Source organism: Peribacillus sp. FSL K6-1552 (assembly GCF_038005205.1).
Lineage (GTDB): Bacteria > Bacillota > Bacilli > Bacillales > DSM-1321 > Peribacillus > Peribacillus butanolivorans.
Map to the genome: position 1 here is coordinate 4,088,297 of NZ_JBBOST010000001.1, position 17,551 is coordinate 4,105,847.

Annotated in this window: 18 protein-coding genes; 4 read left to right on the forward strand and 14 right to left on the reverse strand. The window is 41.3% G+C overall.

The window, feature by feature from the left end; genetic code table 11:
* Positions 1-196: 196 nt before the first annotated feature.
* The 9 genes from NST21_RS19675 to cymR form a co-directional block, all read right to left on the reverse strand.
* Positions 197-412, reverse strand: a complete 216-nt coding sequence (locus NST21_RS19675) for a hypothetical protein (RefSeq protein WP_053348138.1) — start codon at positions 410-412, stop codon at positions 197-199.
* Positions 402-860 (reverse strand): PRC-barrel domain-containing protein, encoded by a 459-nt coding sequence (locus NST21_RS19680; RefSeq protein ID WP_056528520.1) that lies wholly within the window; start codon positions 858-860, stop codon positions 402-404. The genes NST21_RS19675 and NST21_RS19680 overlap by 11 nt, the downstream gene beginning before the upstream one ends.
* Before the next feature lie 142 nt (positions 861-1,002).
* Positions 1,003-1,770, reverse strand: coding sequence for a TPM domain-containing protein (locus NST21_RS19685; RefSeq protein ID WP_328114501.1), 768 nt, complete (start codon positions 1,768-1,770; stop codon positions 1,003-1,005).
* The gene (locus NST21_RS19690) at positions 1,770-2,336 is read right to left on the reverse strand and encodes a LemA family protein (RefSeq protein WP_056528511.1); all 567 of its coding nucleotides are present in this window, start codon (positions 2,334-2,336) and stop codon (positions 1,770-1,772) included. The genes NST21_RS19685 and NST21_RS19690 overlap by 1 nt, the downstream gene beginning before the upstream one ends.
* Before the next feature lie 117 nt (positions 2,337-2,453).
* A complete protein-coding gene (gene recD2 / locus NST21_RS19695; RefSeq protein WP_057219079.1) occupies positions 2,454-4,862 on the reverse strand; it encodes an SF1B family DNA helicase RecD2 in 2,409 nt (802 codons plus the stop codon).
* Positions 4,863-4,898: 36 nt separating this feature from the next.
* On the reverse strand, positions 4,899-5,564 hold the full coding sequence (locus tag NST21_RS19700; protein ID WP_056528508.1) for a tetratricopeptide repeat protein: 666 nt from the start codon (positions 5,562-5,564) through the stop codon (positions 4,899-4,901).
* A 123-nt stretch (positions 5,565-5,687) separates the two neighbouring features.
* A complete protein-coding gene (gene mnmA / locus NST21_RS19705) occupies positions 5,688-6,803 on the reverse strand; it encodes a tRNA 2-thiouridine(34) synthase MnmA (protein ID WP_340890801.1) in 1,116 nt (371 codons plus the stop codon).
* A gap of 29 nt (positions 6,804-6,832) precedes the next feature.
* Positions 6,833-7,978: a cysteine desulfurase family protein gene (locus tag NST21_RS19710; RefSeq protein WP_340890803.1), complete on the reverse strand. Its 1,146-nt coding sequence runs from the start codon at positions 7,976-7,978 to the stop codon at positions 6,833-6,835.
* 60 nt (positions 7,979-8,038) lie between these two features.
* Positions 8,039-8,458 (reverse strand): cysteine metabolism transcriptional regulator CymR, encoded by a 420-nt coding sequence (gene cymR, locus NST21_RS19715; RefSeq protein WP_340890804.1) that lies wholly within the window; start codon positions 8,456-8,458, stop codon positions 8,039-8,041.
* A gap of 408 nt (positions 8,459-8,866) precedes the next feature.
* Here cymR and NST21_RS19720 point away from each other — a divergent pair, with 408 nt between their 5' ends.
* From NST21_RS19720 to NST21_RS19730, 3 genes are all read left to right on the forward strand, one after another.
* Complete coding sequence (locus tag NST21_RS19720; protein ID WP_340890805.1) at positions 8,867-9,058, forward strand: hypothetical protein; 192 nt, start codon at positions 8,867-8,869, stop codon at positions 9,056-9,058.
* Between the two features lie 123 nt (positions 9,059-9,181).
* The gene (locus NST21_RS19725) at positions 9,182-10,162 is read left to right on the forward strand and encodes a nuclease-related domain-containing protein (RefSeq protein WP_340890806.1); all 981 of its coding nucleotides are present in this window, start codon (positions 9,182-9,184) and stop codon (positions 10,160-10,162) included.
* A 330-nt stretch (positions 10,163-10,492) separates the two neighbouring features.
* Positions 10,493-11,764 (forward strand): replication-associated recombination protein A, encoded by a 1,272-nt coding sequence (locus NST21_RS19730; protein WP_053347063.1) that lies wholly within the window; start codon positions 10,493-10,495, stop codon positions 11,762-11,764.
* Positions 11,765-11,793: 29 nt separating this feature from the next.
* Here the strand turns inward: NST21_RS19730 and NST21_RS19735 are convergent, their stop codons facing one another.
* Entirely contained in the window at positions 11,794-12,441 is a 648-nt protein-coding gene (locus tag NST21_RS19735; protein WP_340890808.1) for a DUF2642 domain-containing protein, read from the reverse strand.
* A gap of 459 nt (positions 12,442-12,900) precedes the next feature.
* Positions 12,901-14,838, reverse strand: coding sequence for a hypothetical protein (locus NST21_RS19740; protein ID WP_340890809.1), 1,938 nt, complete (start codon positions 14,836-14,838; stop codon positions 12,901-12,903).
* 394 nt (positions 14,839-15,232) lie between these two features.
* On the opposite strand from NST21_RS19740, the gene NST21_RS19745 reads away from it, so the two are divergent.
* A complete protein-coding gene (locus NST21_RS19745; RefSeq protein WP_340890811.1) occupies positions 15,233-15,604 on the forward strand; it encodes a hypothetical protein in 372 nt (123 codons plus the stop codon).
* Positions 15,605-15,691: 87 nt separating this feature from the next.
* Here the strand turns inward: NST21_RS19745 and NST21_RS19750 are convergent, their stop codons facing one another.
* Genes NST21_RS19750 through NST21_RS19760 form a run of 3 tightly spaced genes read right to left on the reverse strand, consistent with a single transcriptional unit; the run spans position 15,692 to position 17,547 of the window.
* A complete protein-coding gene (locus NST21_RS19750) occupies positions 15,692-16,381 on the reverse strand; it encodes an ABC transporter ATP-binding protein (protein ID WP_340892593.1) in 690 nt (229 codons plus the stop codon).
* Positions 16,381-16,758, reverse strand: a complete 378-nt coding sequence (locus tag NST21_RS19755; protein ID WP_053347067.1) for a GntR family transcriptional regulator — start codon at positions 16,756-16,758, stop codon at positions 16,381-16,383. Before NST21_RS19755 ends, NST21_RS19750 begins: the two co-directional genes overlap by 1 nt.
* 3 nt (positions 16,759-16,761) lie before the next feature.
* On the reverse strand, positions 16,762-17,547 hold the full coding sequence (locus NST21_RS19760; RefSeq protein ID WP_340890814.1) for a hypothetical protein: 786 nt from the start codon (positions 17,545-17,547) through the stop codon (positions 16,762-16,764).
* Positions 17,548-17,551 lie beyond the last annotated feature (4 nt).

Here is a 17,551-nt window from a genome sequence, read left to right on the forward strand (position 1 = left end):
GTTTATTCTTCGAAAGGTGAGAGGTTTTCATACATAAAAAAGAGTGCCCTTAGCATCAGGACACCCATTCCCTTTAAAGTAATGATTTTATTCTTTTGCGTATTTTTTTGATACTTCGGTTAATCATTTTTGTGTTCATCATGTTCATAAGACCATTACGTGAACGTCTAGCCATTGCAAGCACCTCTTCCGTTAATTACATGCTGAAGCGGCGGTCATTTTCCTCAAACAAGTCGTCTAATGAGCTTAAACTTCCATCTTCTTCGACCTGGTGCGTATTAATGATTCCCTCAGAAATGGTCATTTCAATAAAACAATTCCAACAATAGTATTGATTTACACCAATCTTCCCAACATCTTTACTGCGGCAATTCGGACAATTTATTTCCAAAATGGACACCTCACTGTTCATAAACTGAAACAATGATGGTATCCTTCCCTAATGTAGGCGGCTGTTTAGATTCAATCACTGTCGTCTCCGAGAAAAAACCATCCGTTGTTTCATACGCTATAATCGTGCCCATTTTTTCCCTGAAATATACATCCTGCAGTAAACCGAGCTCCTCGCCCATTTCTGAAAGAAGCATTCGTCCCAATACTTCATCCTTTGTTAGCCAGATGGAATCATCAGGCACCTTCTTTGGGGTTGACTCCTGTTGTATGATGACAATCCCATCCGGACCATATGAAGAAATATCGTCCAGAGTCAAATGAAAAGATCTCTTAAACAATGCTTGTTGATGAATGACCAAACCTGTTACCTGACCCGCTTCAGAAATAGATAAATCATGGACCGTGCCGATTCTTTCTCCTTTGATAGTAAAAACCGGCATTCCTTTCAATACAGAAAACGTCCGCAAGGTCATCCCGCCTTTCCGAACATTTTTATTATTTCTTTCATCTCGTAAATAGATGTGCTGAAAGGTTTTCCATTGTTGAATCATCTTAGAAAACGTAAAGTTTCAGGCATAAAAAAAGACCGGTTTCCCGGTCAAATCTACCTTACCATCCACGGCTAGAACCTCCGCCACCGGAGCTTCCTCCGCCACCGCCTCGTGAGCCACCGCCACCACTGCCGCCTCCGCCTCCGCGACTAATGAACATCAAGAGGATATTGATGATAATTTGAAGGAAAAATCCTTTAAACAATTTGGCATCGAGGATGAACAAAATGATGACCACAACGATGATGAGAAAAATCTGTAAACCTGATGGCTTAAAAGTTCCTGTATCTGTCTGAACGGAAAGATCTTGATAAAACTCGTCACCTAAATTATATTCCTCGGTGACCTCGTTATAAACAGCCTTATAGGTTTCAGTCAGAGCAAGATTGTAATTACCTTCTTTCAGCTGAGGGATTGCCACATTGTCCAAAATCTGTCCTGATTTTATATCAGTAATGGCACCTTCTAACCCGTAACCCACTTCAATCCGGATTTTCTGCTCCTCTTCGGCCAGAACTATGAGGACTCCGTTATTTAGCTCTGCATCCCCGAGCTTGAATTTCCTAAATGCTTCGACCGAGTATTCCTCTATTTCAGAGCCTTCCATTGAGTCAACGGTCAAAACAGAGATTTGTGCTTTTGTAGCATCATCTAATCGTTTTCCCAGTTCTATAAGCTCTGATTTTTCCTGATCATCGAGGACTCCAGCAAAATCCTGGACATAAATATCTCCAACAGGTTTTGGAATGTTAGGTTCTGCTGCGACTACGTTTGCTAAATTGAAAGTGAAAATAAAAAATAGCGCAAACACAGCGAGTTTTTTCATTATTTATCGCTCCCGAAATCAACTTTCGGCGTTTCTTTTTCTTGATCAGTCACTTCAAAATATGGTTTTACATCGAACCCAAATGCGCTAGCCATCATATTCTTTGGAAAGCGTTTAATGGTCTTGTTATACGTGGTTACTTCGTCATTATAGTCTTTTCTTGCGACGGTCAATCTATTTTCTGTTCCTTCTAAACTATCCATAAGGCCCTTAAAGTTCTCATTGGCTTTCAAATCCGGATAGTTCTCGACGACCACTAAAAGGCGGCTTAACGCCCCACTCAGTTCTTGATCTGCATCAATGGCATCTTCCGTTGAATTAGCACCTGCCAACTTTGAACGTGCATCACTGACCGCTTTAATGGCTTCAGTTTCGTGCGATGCATAACCTTTTACCGTTTCCACAAGATTCGGAATCAAATCTGCTCTACGTTTTAATTGGTTATCTACCTGTGACCACTTATTGTCGACGTCTTCATTGGCACTTACAAGACCATTGTAAGAAGAAACCCCATATATGACAATTAACACGACAACAACTAATCCTATAATCCATCCCTTTTTCATCCAAATCCTCCTTACTCTTTCTGCATATAAACTATATTCTATATTAGTTCCACTAAAACTATGAATTTTAAACAAAATTTATCCAAACCAGGTAAAGAACTAGACATTAATCTCCACCTACATAAAATCATAAGGTGTGACATTGCCCATCCCAATCATCGGATCTTCATGCATCAGTATGTCAAAATAACTTTCCTCTTGCATTGGCAACTCTGCAGATTCAGCTGGCATTTCTTCATCATTCAAAGTTTCACGAAGTTTTTCAAGTAATGTAGTTTTCCGGCGCATTTCATCATTGCGCTCGATACCTAAACGGAAAGCATCTTCTTCACCACAAAGTATCAAGAAATTCTTGCTTCGGGTAATCGCTGTATACAATAGATTACGTCGGAGCATCCGATAATAACTTTTTACAACAGGCAAAATCACAATGGGAAACTCGCTTCCCTGCGATTTATGAATTGAACAGCAATACGCGTGGGTAATCTGGTTCAAATCCTGCTTCGTGTAAGTTACTTCAATGCCTTCAAACGATATAATGATCTTATCGACATGATCAGTATTTTCCTTCGCAAACAAAATTGACACGATTTCACCCATATCACCGTTAAAGACGCCTTCTTCCGGCTGGTTAACCAGTTGAAGCACTTTGTCTCCCGTTCGGTAGATCACGTCTCCAAACTTGATTTCCCGCCGCTTTTCATTCACATTGCTATTAAACACTTCTTGTAGCATTTTATTCAACGCATCAATCCCGGCAGGTCCTCTATACATTGGGGCCAGCACTTGAATATCTTTGGCAGTGAAACCCTTCGTCCTGGCATTCGCAACAACTTTCTCAATAACCTGAGCGATTTGGTCAGTCTTACAGCGAATGAACGATCGATCTTCCTGCTGCTTCGTAACATCATTTGGAAGCCGGCCTTTTTTTATATCATGGGCCAGTTCAATGATTGATGAACCATCCGCTTGACGATAAATATGCTCAAGACTGACAGTCGGCACACAATTCGAAGCAAGCAAATCCTTTAGCACCTGTCCCGGTCCGACTGAAGGCAGCTGATCTTCATCACCAACTAAAATCACTTGGCAATTTTCCGGCAAGGCTTTAAATAATTGATGAGCTAACCACGTATCCACCATAGAAACCTCATCAATAATGACAATGCGGCCTTCTAACTGATTATCTTCATCATGGGAAAAGCCTTCACTTCCGTTCCATCCGAGCAAGCGGTGAATCGTAACAGCGGGAAGCCCCGTCGATTCAGCCATGCGTTTCGCTGCACGTCCAGTAGGTGCCGCAAGCACAAATGGGAACGGATCGCTGCCCTCTTTTTTATAATCGTTAATGTCCATAGATACACCATGAAGTTCGGCATATAACTCGACAATCCCTTTGATAACCGTTGTCTTCCCCGTACCAGGTCCACCCGTCAGAATCAACATAGGCGACTGCAGGGCTGTTTGTATCGCCTCTTTTTGGGCTGAGGCATAGGAAACATTTAGACGCTCTTCCAGCTTACCAAGTGCCAGTAAAAATTCCGATTCTGGGAACTGGTCTTCATACTCGGTTTGTGCTAGCATCCGCTTGATGTTCATAACAATTCCCTTTTCAGAATAGTAAAGGGATGGCAGGTAAATTCGTTGATCTTCGACAACGATTTTCCCCGCCTCCGTTAATTCGATTATTTCCGAGGAAATGTTTGTGAACTCAATTCGATCGCGCTTATTTTCCTCAAGCAGCCGCTTGACAGCTTCCAACAGCTGCTCAGCTTCTATGTAGATATTTCCATCCTGCAGACATTGTGATTCTAGTGTATATAGGCACGCAGCCTTGATACGATCAGGATGGTTACCGGAAATGCCGAGCTGATGCCCAAGCTCATCCGCTCGCCCAAAACCAATTCCTTCGATATCCTCCACAAGCTTATATGGATTCCCCTGAACCATGGTGATTGTATCATGCTTATACATTTGATAAATCTTCATAGACAGCTGTGGGCCAAAGCCATATTGATTAAGAGCAATCATTACCTGTTCCAGACCTTGATGTTCGACTAAAGTATCATAGAGACTCTTCGCCTTTTCCCCGGATAGCTTCGGAATATCATCAAGTATGGAAGGCTGAGCCAGAATTTTAGAAATTGCCTTCTCCCCGAGTGTTTCGACAATGCTTTCTGCTGTTTTTTTCCCAATACCTTTGAACAGTTCACCAGATAAATAACTGACGATTCCTTCCTTGGATTGGGGCAAATCCTTTCGAAAATGCTCGACATGAAATTGAAGACCAAAACGTTGGTGCTCTTTCATTGCTCCATAAAAAATATACGTCTCATCCTCATGCATCCTCGGAAAATAACCCGTGACGACCGCTTCCTTCTCGTCATAGTTCAAATTCGTTTCATTCACACGGATTCTTACAACCGAGTACATATTTTCTTCATTATGAAAGATCGTCACTAAATGACTTCCTTTCATAAACATTTTCTCTTCTGCAAACAAATCCATCGAATCTTGCTGGCTCAACGCTTCTCCCCACCCTTCCATACATATGTCGTCTATTTATTCAGCATTCATTTCTTCCATCAATTTCTTACCGTGTGCCGCCAACATATGGTCTGGCTGTGCTTCCAATGCTTTTTCAAAATATGTTATCGCAGCTTGCGGATCTTCACGGTACCCTGCAAACGCAACCCCTAAATTATAATAAGCATCCGCATGGCCTGGATCCTGTTCAACCACTAAATTCAATTGATTGATCAATTCATCATACAGTTCCGCATTTGCTAGGCAAAGCGCATATTGGAACCTTGCATCCACATCCTCAGGACTCAATTCCACCGTTCTCTGTAAATAAGGCATAGCCAATTTCGGTTGATCTAACGCCATCAACGTCAATCCAAGCATAAAGTAAGCATCGCTGTTCTCAAGACCCAAACGGATTGCTTTTTCAAACATATCTTTCGCTTCGACTAATTTAGCATCTGATTCGTAGTATAAGTTCCCTAGCGAATAATAAGCTGCTGCTGCATTTTCATCAAGCTCAATCGCCTTTTTATAAAACTTGATGGCTTTTTCCGTTTCACCGACAGCTGTAAGTACATTTCCAAAGTTTATGTATGCAACCGGCTCCTTCGGGTTTTCTTCTATAGCCTCATTAAAAACTTTAGCCGCTTCTTCGTATTTTCCTTGTTGCATAAACTCAATACCTTGTTGATTTTTATCCATGATCATTCACGCTCCATTTTTATATTAAAAAGTATAGCATAAGCTAGCAGTGTAATTCAGACGATGCCGTTCACAATCCAAAAGAAGTCCCCAACCGCAAACACAGCTGGGGACATGATTATTTTACCCTACGTAAGTCAGTTTTTCACCTTTTTTAAATACTTCATCAATCGTACCGCCACCTAGGCATACGTCGCCATCATAGAAAACGACTGCTTGTCCAGGTGTAATCGCGCGGATTGGCTCGTCAAATATGACTTCGACATCGCCACTTTCCAATACTTTCACCGTAACGCCGCTATCCTCTTGACGGTACCGGAATTTTGCCGTACACGTAAATTCCGCTGCAGGTTTATGTTCCGCTACCCAACTGACATTCACAGCATTCAGGGAATTGGAATAAAGCACATCGTTATCAAAGCCTTGACACACATATAAAACATTGCGCTTCAAGTCTTTTCCCGCAACGAACCAAGGCTCGCCGCTGCCGCCAATACCAAGACCGTGACGTTGCCCGATTGTGTAATACATCAAACCGTCATGCTTACCCATTACCTTGCCTTCCATCGTAACCATATCACCTGGTTGTGCTGGAAGATAATTGCTTAAAAATTCTTTGAAATTGCGTTCCCCGATAAAACAAATACCGGTTGAATCTTTTTTCGTTGCCGTTGCAAGACCCGCTTCTTTCGCAATTTCACGAACTTCCTTCTTATCAATGTGACCAAGTGGGAACATGACTTTTTCCAACTGTGCTTGAGTAAGCTGGTTCAAGAAGTACGTTTGATCTTTATTATTATCGACACCGCGAAGCATTTTATATTCGCCATCTCTGTATTCAACCTGTGCGTAATGACCTGTCGCTACATAGTCAGCACCAAGGCTTACCGCATGCTCAAGGAATGCCTTGAACTTAATTTCCTTGTTACACATTACGTCCGGATTCGGCGTACGGCCTGCTTTGTACTCATCCAAGAAATACGTAAAAACCTTATCCCAATATTGCTTTTCAAAGTTGACTGCATAATAAGGGATACCGATTTGATTACAAACGGCAATCACATCATTGTAATCTTCCGTTGCTGTACAGACTCCGTTTTCATCTGTATCGTCCCAGTTTTTCATGAAAATCCCAACTACGTCGTAGCCTTGATTTTTCAATAGCAGGGCTGACACAGAAGAATCGACGCCTCCTGACATCCCAACGACGACACGGGTGTCTTGTGGTGCTTTATTCATTCTGTCACCTCATTTATTTAAAGAAAAAATTATTGTTGTACCAATCTTTTAACGATCTTCACGGTTGTTTCAGCAGCCTGCCTAACTTCCTGTTCGGTGTTGTTCAGACCGAAGCTGAAACGAATCGAATTCTTCGTCCGCTCCGAACCTTTTCCAAACATCGCTACGAGCACATGCGACGGTTCAATTGACCCAGCTGTACAAGCAGATCCACTTGATACCGCAACACCGGCTAAGTCCAGATTAACGAGCATCGATTCAACATTCGTACCCGGAAAACTAACATTCAGCACATGTGGCAGCGACTGCTCCATAGATCCGTTAATTTCATATTGTACATTCGCCTCGTCAAAGACGGCAAGCAATACGTCTTTAAATTGCAAGTATTGCTCCGTTTTCTTATCCATCATACTTTTAGCAATCAAAACCGCTTCGGCAAAACCAGCAATTGCCGGCACACTTTCCGTACCAGCCCGGCGTTTACGCTCCTGTTCTCCACCATATAAATGGGGATTCAGCTTTAACCCTTCGCGCATATATAAAAAGCCGACTCCTTTTGGTCCGTTGATTTTATGCGCTGATACACTCAGCAAATCCACACCCAACTCGCGGACATCAATATGGATCAGTCCATATGCCTGTACCGCATCAGTATGGAAAAAGGCTTGATGATCTTTAAGCAATTGCCCGATTTCAGCAATCGGCTGGATTGTCCCAACTTCGTTATTGCCGAACATAACCGAAACCAAAATTGTATCGTCCCGCAATGCCGCTTTTAAATCGGCAATCGAAATAAGCCCCGCTTCATTCACAGGTAAATATGTGACCTCAAAGCCAGACTTCTCAAGGAATTGGCATGTATGCAATACTGCATGATGCTCAATCTCTGTCGTAATGATATGCTTTCCTTTTTCTTTATACGCATTCGCAACCCCAATGATCGCCGTATTATCTGCTTCTGTTCCACCGCTCGTAAAAATAATTTCATTCCGCCCGGCACCGATACTTGTGGCAATACTTAAACGCGCTTCATCTAAAACATGGCGCGCTTCCCGCCCGAACGCATGAATACTCGACGGATTACCAAAGTCATGACTCATGACTGTCATCATCTTATCAATCACATTCGAATGCATCGGTGAAGTCGCAGCATGATCTAAATATATTCTGTTCACTTTTTTGTCGCCTCCATTAAAAAACGCAAGCGCCTATATAATAGGCGCGTTGCTAATCACTTAAATATAATACATATAAGAATTGATTTCACCAGTATCCTTGTAGTTCGCCAAATCCATCAGCGTAGTATTATCCAATACATCCTTCACAGCATCACGAATCCGAATCCAAAGCTGACGTTTTACCGGCTCTTCATCCTCAATTCCCTCAACCGGAGTAATCGGTCCTTCCAATACGCGAATGATATCACCAGAAGTAATCTCCTGAGGATCTTTTGATAGGACATACCCACCATATGCACCACGAACACTCTTCACCAATCCTGCATTACGAAGTGGCGCAATTAGCTGCTCCAAGTAATGCTCTGACAAACTATGCGTCTGAGCAATCGATTTCAAACTTTTCGGACCTTCTCCATAATGTTTAGCAAGCTCAATCATGATCGTTAAACCATAGCGGCCTTTAGTAGATATCTTCATTAATATACACCTCATATTATTTATCCGTTTATAAATTCTGTTGAAATTATAGCATATTCCCACTAGAAATGCATTCACCCGCCCTTCATTTGTCAAATTATCCTAATTGGAGAGGTAGGAAAAGAGCAAGAATATATTGCTCAAGGACGAATTATTCCGCTTGACGGACGAATTAACTTCTCTCATGGACGAATTGTTCCGCTGACGGACGAATTATCTTCTCTCTAGGACGAATTATTCCGCTGACGGACGAATTAACTCCTCTCAAGGACGAATTGTTCCGCTGACGGACGAATTATCTTCTCTCAAGGACGAATTATTCCGCTGACGGACGAATTATCTTCTCTCATGGACGAATTGTTCCTCTTGACGGACGAATTAACTTCTCTCAAGGACGAATTATTCCTATTGACGGACGAACTAACTTCTCTCAAGGACGAATTATTCCGCTTGACGGACGAATTATCTTCTCTCAAGGACGATTGTGCCGCTGACGGACGAATTAACTTCTCTCAAGGACGTATTGTTCCTCTTGACGGACGAATTATCTTCTCTCAAGGACGAATTATTCCGCTGACGGACGAATTAACTTCTTTGTAAAACCAACGTACATTTTTTAAAACGAAAGTTCTGTTCTTTGACACATTTACTTTTACTAAAAATACAGGAAACCTATCATTAATAGAGAATATTTCTATTAATATATCGATAAGGAGTGGTTACATGATTATTAAAGAATACGAGATACCTTTAAAAGTACATATGATAGAAGCTCTAATGAGGCGCTTACCACCTGATCATGCTAGGCAACCGATATTAAACTTAGATATCAAAAAAATCAAAGCTGGATATAGTGGAGAATATAGAGTCTTATCTACTCTAAATGCCCTTCCTGAAAAAGAGTATCTACTCTTTCATGACCTCCGTTTAATCGGATCACCCTTCCCCTTCCAAATGGACATCCTTATTCTCACTTCTTATTTTCTATTAATTATTGAAGTGAAAAACATGGCTGGTGAAATCTATTTCGACAACACATTCAATCAACTTATCCGCACAAATACAGATGGAAAAACGGAAGCTTTTGATGATCCAATTCTGCAAGTGAACCGGCAGCGCCAACAGCTGTTAGAATGGTTAAAATCAAAAAAAATCATCAACATTCCAGTAGAAACATTAGTCGTCAGTGCCAATTCGTCAACTATAATACGAGCTGAGAATAGAGATATTAATAGAAAAGTGATACGTAAAGATAGTATTCTTATAAAAATTGGAGAATTCAAAAAAAAGTATAAAAAGAAAATCCTTTCAACTAGAGATATGAAGAGAATATCTACTTTATTGCTCGACGAACATACACCTTATATTCCAAAGCTTTTAGAAAGTTATGGAATTCCTATTAACGCCCTTCAAACAGGAGTGTATTGCCATAAATGCTATGCATTTTCTATGGAGAGGCGATTAAGAAAGTGGATTTGCCGCATATGTTTGCATTCTTCCCATGATGCCCACATCTCTGCTCTTCAGGATTATGTATGCCTCGTTAAACCTACCATTACCAACAGCGAATTCCGGCAATTCCTCCAACTCAAATCTCCATCCAGCGCAAAAAAGTTATTAACTTCATTAAAGTTAAATCATTCTGGCCACACCAAAGGAAGAGTTTACTCTTTACGTTCGATTATTGAGGATAGGACGAAATAATTGGTGTGAAGGACGGATTATTTTCTTGAAGGACGAATTAGTTTGACCCACGGACGAATTAACTTCCTGAAGGTCGATTTAGTTTGACCCACGGACGAATTTTCTCACTGAAGGTCGATTTATTCCGACCCACGGACGAATTAACTTCCTGAAGGTCGATTTATTCCGGCCCACGGACGAATTCATTCACTGAAGGTCGATTTATTTCGACCCACGGACGAATTCTCTGACTGAAGGTCGATTTAAATACTAATTCAACTGCATTCACAGCATAATCAGAGCATTTTACCCTTTATTTGTGATACCTTATATAAAAAGGAGAGGTGCGCAATGAATATTAAACCGCTTGCTTTCCGGATGCGGCCTCGGTCGATTGATGAAATCATTGGGCAGGAGCATCTGGTCGGTGAAGGAAAGATTATCGCAAGGATGGTCAAAGCCAAGCAGTTATCTTCAATGATTCTGTATGGTCCACCTGGAATTGGTAAGACATCGATTGCTAGTGCGATTGCCGGAAGCACGAAGTTTGCGTTCCGGACGCTAAACGCGGTAACCAATAACAAGAAAGATATGGAGATTGTCGCAGCCGAAGCGAAGATGTCTGGTAAAGTGATTTTGCTGCTTGACGAGGTCCATCGCCTTGATAAAGCGAAACAGGATTTCCTATTGCCTTATCTCGAAAATGGGATGATTACCTTAATTGGCGCGACGACTAGTAATCCTTATCATGCAATCAATCCGGCAATCCGCAGCCGGTGCCAGATTTTCGAGCTCAAATCATTGGAAATCAGCGATATCACAAAAGCCCTGGAACGTGCACTTCATGATGAAGAGCGTGGACTTGGTCAATATAAAACAGAGGTCGGCTTTGATGCCCTTACGCATTTTGCGACCGCTTCGAACGGAGATGTCCGCAGCGCTCTGAACGCCCTAGAGCTCGCTGTTATTTCCACCGAACCTGACGAGTCTGAAACGATTATTATAGATTTACAAATTGCCGAGGAATGCATGCAGAAAAAAAGCTTTTCACATGACAAGGATGGAGATGCTCACTATGACGTCCTGTCCGCTTTCCAAAAATCAATCCGTGGCAGCGATGTGAATGCTGCCCTTCATTATTTAGGGCGTTTGGTGGAAGCCGGCGACCTTGTCAGCATTGCCCGCCGTTTGGTCGTCATTGCTTACGAGGACATTGGTCTTGCTAATCCGCAGGCTGGCCCGCGAGCCCTCGCTGCAGTTGAAGCCGCTGAACGGCTCGGTTTTCCAGAAGCCCGGATTCCACTGGCCAACTCAGTTGTCGAGCTGTGCTTATCACCGAAATCAAACACAGCCTATATCGCTATTGACGCGGCCTTATCTGATATTCGCAGCGGCCATAGCGGTGACGTGCCTGACCATCTTAAGGATGCCCATTACAAAGGGGCAAAAGATCTCGGCCGAGGCATCGACTATCTATATCCGCATGACTACGAAAATGGCTGGGTGAAGCAGCAATACTTACCGAACAAACTGCGCAACAAAAAATATTATAAACCGAAAAAGAGCGGGAAATTTGAACAAGCCCTTGCCTCGGTCTATGAAAATATTGAGAAAAAGAAATAACTCCGGATCACACCAGACCCGGAGTTTTTTCATTGTGGAAAATGAAAGCTTTTCACATGTCTCATATTGACAAAAAACGTATCACCTTGAGCATTCACCATCTCAATGATGCTGTCTTGCAGATGATTGATTTTCCCAATATCCATCGGATGCCTACCTAAATTGAGCACGACCAGTTTATTAGTTAACTTTTTTAACTGTTCCTCTAATGTCCGTGCCCAGCTTAAAGTAGAGACCTGAAGAAGTTGTTCACTTTTGTTCAAGCCGTACAGCCCTTTTTCTTCATCACAAACTGTAAGCCACTTCAAATGATCCATCGAGATGAACATCGTTTTAAAAACAGGTGAATAAAAGACGAAGTAGTTATTCATAATGCCCACGATATAGCCATAGACCGGATTTGTTTTAGCGAGTAAAATTTCAACAAACATGCCCTTCGCGTTCATCAACAATTTGCGGAACGACGTCTCACTGATTTCTGGATCTACCCCCTTCTCAATCTCCTCATCCGTTATTGGAAAGGAAAAATTTTTAATGTGCCTTAATGGAATGTAGCGGTACACTTTTCCCGTATACAGGACAATAATGTCCGAACTTGCTTCTATTAAAATCCCAACTACTTGAATATTTCCAGAGAGTTCTAGTTCAATATACTGACCAATATTTTTAGATAACAAGTTGTGACCACCTTTCTATTTTATTGTTTAAAAAACTCAAATCCCACCAATAAGCCATTTTGTCCAAATCATCCACAGGCAGGATGTAAAACTGTCAGTTAAACGCTAAGACTAAGCCTTTCTTATTTTGTAACCGGAACACTTAGCTAAATTACATTTGAATCGCCTTGCTTGGCCAATTTTTCCCGGAAATTAGTCCACACGATGTTAGGGTTTCATCAGTGAGAAACAACATTTCAATCTCTCAATTCTATCTCGATAACTTTTACATCATTTAAATTTAGACCATTGTGGACTGCTATCGACGCGCTTTAAGCCGCAGTAAAATCACTCCTCGTATCCAGTAAAAGGATTACACTTTTAAGAGTAATAGAATACATTTTCCATTACGAGCACTAGCGGCATGTCCACTTTTCATAAGAAGGCACAACAACTTTGTTGGTTGCTGTACCTGTATGGTCAATCTTCTTCTTTATAGATACCCTTCGATGCTTTAATCATATTTTCAAGCCACATTTGCTTAAATATATTTACACGACGACGACGACCCTCAGGTCTGACATTCTCTTCACCCTCAGGATCTACACTCTCTTCACCCTCAGCTGGACTTTCATTTAAATTACTTTCTTCTGTGGAGAATTCAATTGTACCAAACCCCTCGATAAGGCATTCAGTTGAATTGCCTTCTTCTGATGAGCTTTCTGTTGAACTACTTTCATCTGATGAGCTTTCTGTTGAACTACTTTCATCCGATGAGCTTTCTGTTGTATTTCCTTCTTCCGATGAGCTTTCTGTTGAACTACTTTCTTCTGATGAGCTTTCTGTTGTATTGCCTTCTTCTGATGAGCTTTCTGTTGTATTGCCTTCTTCTGATGAGCTTTCAGTTGAATTACTTTCATCCGATGAGCTTTCTGTTGTATTGCCTTCTTCTGATGAGCTTTCTGTTGTATTGCTTTCTTCTGATGAGCTTTCTGTTGAATTACTTTCATCCGATGAGCTTTCTGTTGTATTGACTTCTTCTGATGAGCTTTCAGTTGAATTACTTTCTTCCGATGAGCTTTCTGTTGTATTGCTTTCTTCTGATGAGCTTTCTGTTGTATTGCTTTCTTCTGATGAGCTTTCTGTTGTATTTCCTTCTTCTGATGAGCTTTCTGTTGTATTGACTTCTTCTGATGAGCTTTCTGTTGTATTGCTTTCTTCTGATGAGCTTTCTGTTGTATTTCCTTCTTCTGATGAGCTTTCTGTTGTATTGACTTCTTCTGATGAGCTTTCTGTTGTATTGACTTCTTCTGATGAGCTTTCTGTTGTATTACCTTCTTCTGATGAGCTTTCTGTTGTATTACCTTCTTCTGATGAGCTTTCTGTTGTATCACTTTCGTATGATGAGCTCTCTGTTGTATCACTTTCGTATGATGAGCTCTCTGTTGTATCACTTTCGTATGATGAGCTCTCTGTTGTATCACTTTCGTATGATGAGCTCTCTGTTGTATCACTTTCGTATGATGAGCTCTCTGTTGTATCACTTTCGTATGATGAGCTTTCTGTTGTATCAGTTTCGTATGATGAGCTTTCTGTTGTATCACTTTCGTATGATGAGCTTTCAGCTGTACCACTTTCGTATGATGAGCTCTCTGTTGAATTATTGTTCTCTGATGAGCCCTTATTTGAATTACTGTTTTCTGATGAGTTCTGATTTGAATTACTGTTTTCTGATGATCCTGTATTTGAACTATTTTCATCCTCATCCTTTGCTAAGGACAAAACTTTGATTTGTTCGGTTGTAACATAAAATATTTCTTCATTTTTGACAACAATGACGTGCTCGTCAGCCACTTCAACCAGTACACCGCCCACCTTTTCAGGTCCGCCGGTATTAATCGAAACCCAGTTGTGGATAAGCAAGGATAGGACGTCATTAAGTGTAATTGCACCCGAAAAGGTAACCTCAGATAAATCATCATTAGATTGGCTTTCCAAGATGGTTACATTTTTAACGTTTGAAAACGGGAATACGACAAGCCCGTCCTTCTCGGTGGATAACACTAAAAACTCCTCTTTTGCATCTAGAACCCGGCCAATCTTTGATTCCGGCCCTCCACCATTCACTTTAATGGAGCTAGCGACAAGTGTTTCCAATAATCCCAAATAAGTATTTGGAAAAACACGCGCTTCATCTACCGGTAATACATCAACACCTGATTTTTTCGCTTGCCCGATTACCATTTTCAAATACTGATTGGCATAATAAACTAATTGATTATCTTCTGTTTGAAGAACAATATAATCGTCCTTCACTTCTAATAGCTTGCCTTCTCTAGAATCTGGCCCGCCTTTGAACACCTTCACAAATTTACCTTTCAAAGCTTCAAGGTACGGTAAACTAACAGTCTCTGCCATTTTTCCTTTAGCCTCCAATAGTTATTTATACTTTAATGATATCCGTACTGCATATATATGCGCCTTCTTTCTAATAGGGACTTTGCTAATCACCCATTTTAAAGTAAATCCTTGACTCAATTTTAATTAGATTCAAAGGCTTTTCTCCTTACAAACAAAAAAATAACCTCGGAAACTTTTCCGAAGCTACTTGATTATTTTCCCTTCATATATGAAATTAGCACACGGGCACTTTCCTTTTGCCCGGATCTTGTAACTGTCATATAGACCTTTCCTGATTTTTTACCGAGTTGCTTAATGGAAGATGTCACTCTTTTCCCCTTTATAGTAACCAATACGTTTTTTCACAATAAAAAAAACTCCAAATACTAATTTGGAGTCATACAATTTACCTATGATGTCCCTTCAGCCACCCGACCACCGATTTTCCACTACTTTCGCGGAGGTCCTCGACATTTTCCTTGGCGATGATCTGGCCATCCTTAATCAGAATGACTTCATCAAGAATTTTCTCGAGAATCACCCTTCATCGGATGAGCTTTCAGTCGAACTACTCTCGTTTGATGAGCTTTCAGTCGAACTACTCTCGTTTGATGAGCTTTCAGTCGAACTACTCTCGTTTAATGTGTTTTCAGTTGAATTACTTTCATTTGAAATTGCCATTTTTCCTTTAGCCTCCAATAGTTATTTATACTTTAATGATATCCGTACTGCATATATATGCGCCTTCTTTCTAATAGGGACTTTGTTTTACCGCCCATTTTAAAGTAATCTATTTTAATTAGATTCAAAGGCCTTCTCCTTGCAAACAAAAAAATAACCTCGGAATCTTTTCCGAAGCTACATTATTATTTTACCTATGATGTCCCTTCAGCCACCCGACCACCGATTTCCCACTACTTTCGCGGAGGTCCTCGACATTTTCCTTGGCCATGATCTTCCCATCCTTAATCAGAATGACTTCATCTAGAATTTTCTCGATTTCCTCGATTTCATGAGTCGTGATGATAACCGTTCGCTTTTCAAAATCGATATAAGACAGCAAACTACGTACAATCGACTCGCGGACCATAACATCCAACCCTGAAAATGGTTCATCTAATAGCACGACCGGAGCCTCCCGTGACAGAGCGAGCACTAATTTAAGCCGCCCCCGATTACCTTTCGACAGCGAGCGTACCTTCTTCCGGACATCCAACTTCATGAATGCCAGCATTTCGATTGCCTTATCCCGATTAAAATCAGCAAACTGCGATGCATGATAATCAATATACTGAGCCACCGTAAAATTAGGATAGAAAAAATCAATCTCAGTTAAATAAGAGACTGCCGAGGCAATCCTCCTGCTCACCGCCACTCCTTCGACCGTCACAACACCATGATCCGGTTTCGCCAGACCAGCAATCAGCTTGAGCAAGGTCGACTTACCGCTTCCATTCGCTCCTAACACCCCGTAAATCTTCCCCACTTCAAACGTGAGCGAAACATTATCCAGGGCAACGACGCTTCCATACTTTTTCGTTATTTCACGCAGTTCAATTATCATTCTGCTTCCCCCTGCTTCATCAAAAATTGCTGTACCGCTGCCAACATTTCTGTTCTGGACAAGCCGATTTCTTTCATGTTTTCAACGAACGTTTCAATAACTTCTGTTTGAATCCGGGTACGCAGTGAAGCAATCAACGCCGGATCATTTTTAACGAATGTACCTTGCCCCCTTCTCGTCTCCACAATTCCATCCCTCTCAATCTCGGCGTAGGTACGCTGAATCGTATTCGGATTAACCCCCATCTCAACAGCCATTTCGCGAACAGATGGCAGTTTTTCACCGCTTTTTATCTCGCCACGCACAATCGAATAACAAATTCGATCGGCTACTTGTAAATAAATTGGTTTTGATGCATGAAAATCCTCTGACATCAATCACACCTCAATCTTTCGGTCTAGCAGCCAACATGAAGCGAGAAACAATAACACTACTCCAATAACATCCAACCCGCTTGCCAAAAGTGAAGTATCCCCTGCTTTAAAATAAAACCCCAGCTTGAAATCAGTCATGGTCATCGAAGTTTCGCTTATCGTCTTGATAACCCACATGTCATCAAGCTTCTGATAAAAGACCGTATTCACAATCCTATCCCGAAGCATAATCATCCCTATACAAAGAGCAGAAACAAGCAGCCAACGAAGATTTTTAATAGAATGAATCCGGGCGAGCGCATGATATACCACCCATAAAAACAGTAAAAACACGGCAATTACGATACTAACCGTTAACATAAACGCGTCTACCTTAAGTAAGCCCATTATTCCCAAGCTATTTTCCACCTGAAAGTCTGCCTGAAAATAACTCACCGGTATCGTCGATGCCACAAAAACAAGACAGGAGGAAAAAATAATCGAAACCATTTGAAATACCATACTAATTAATAACTTACAGCCTAGCAGCATTCCCGCAGACTGGGGATTATAAATCCACAACTGCGTCTTCCCATCAGAACTCAAGCAGCCTAAAATGAGCAGAATCATGATAAGCGGATGCATCATAATGATCAACCATGTGCACATATAAAAAAGACCTGCAACTTCCCAATACCTGGATACTAAAAAAGAAATAAACACTAACCCCCCCTGTACAACCAACAGCCAGAGCAGAGCATTTTTCCCAATCAGCCACTCCTTTTTCATTAAACCTTTAAATGAATTCAACTTC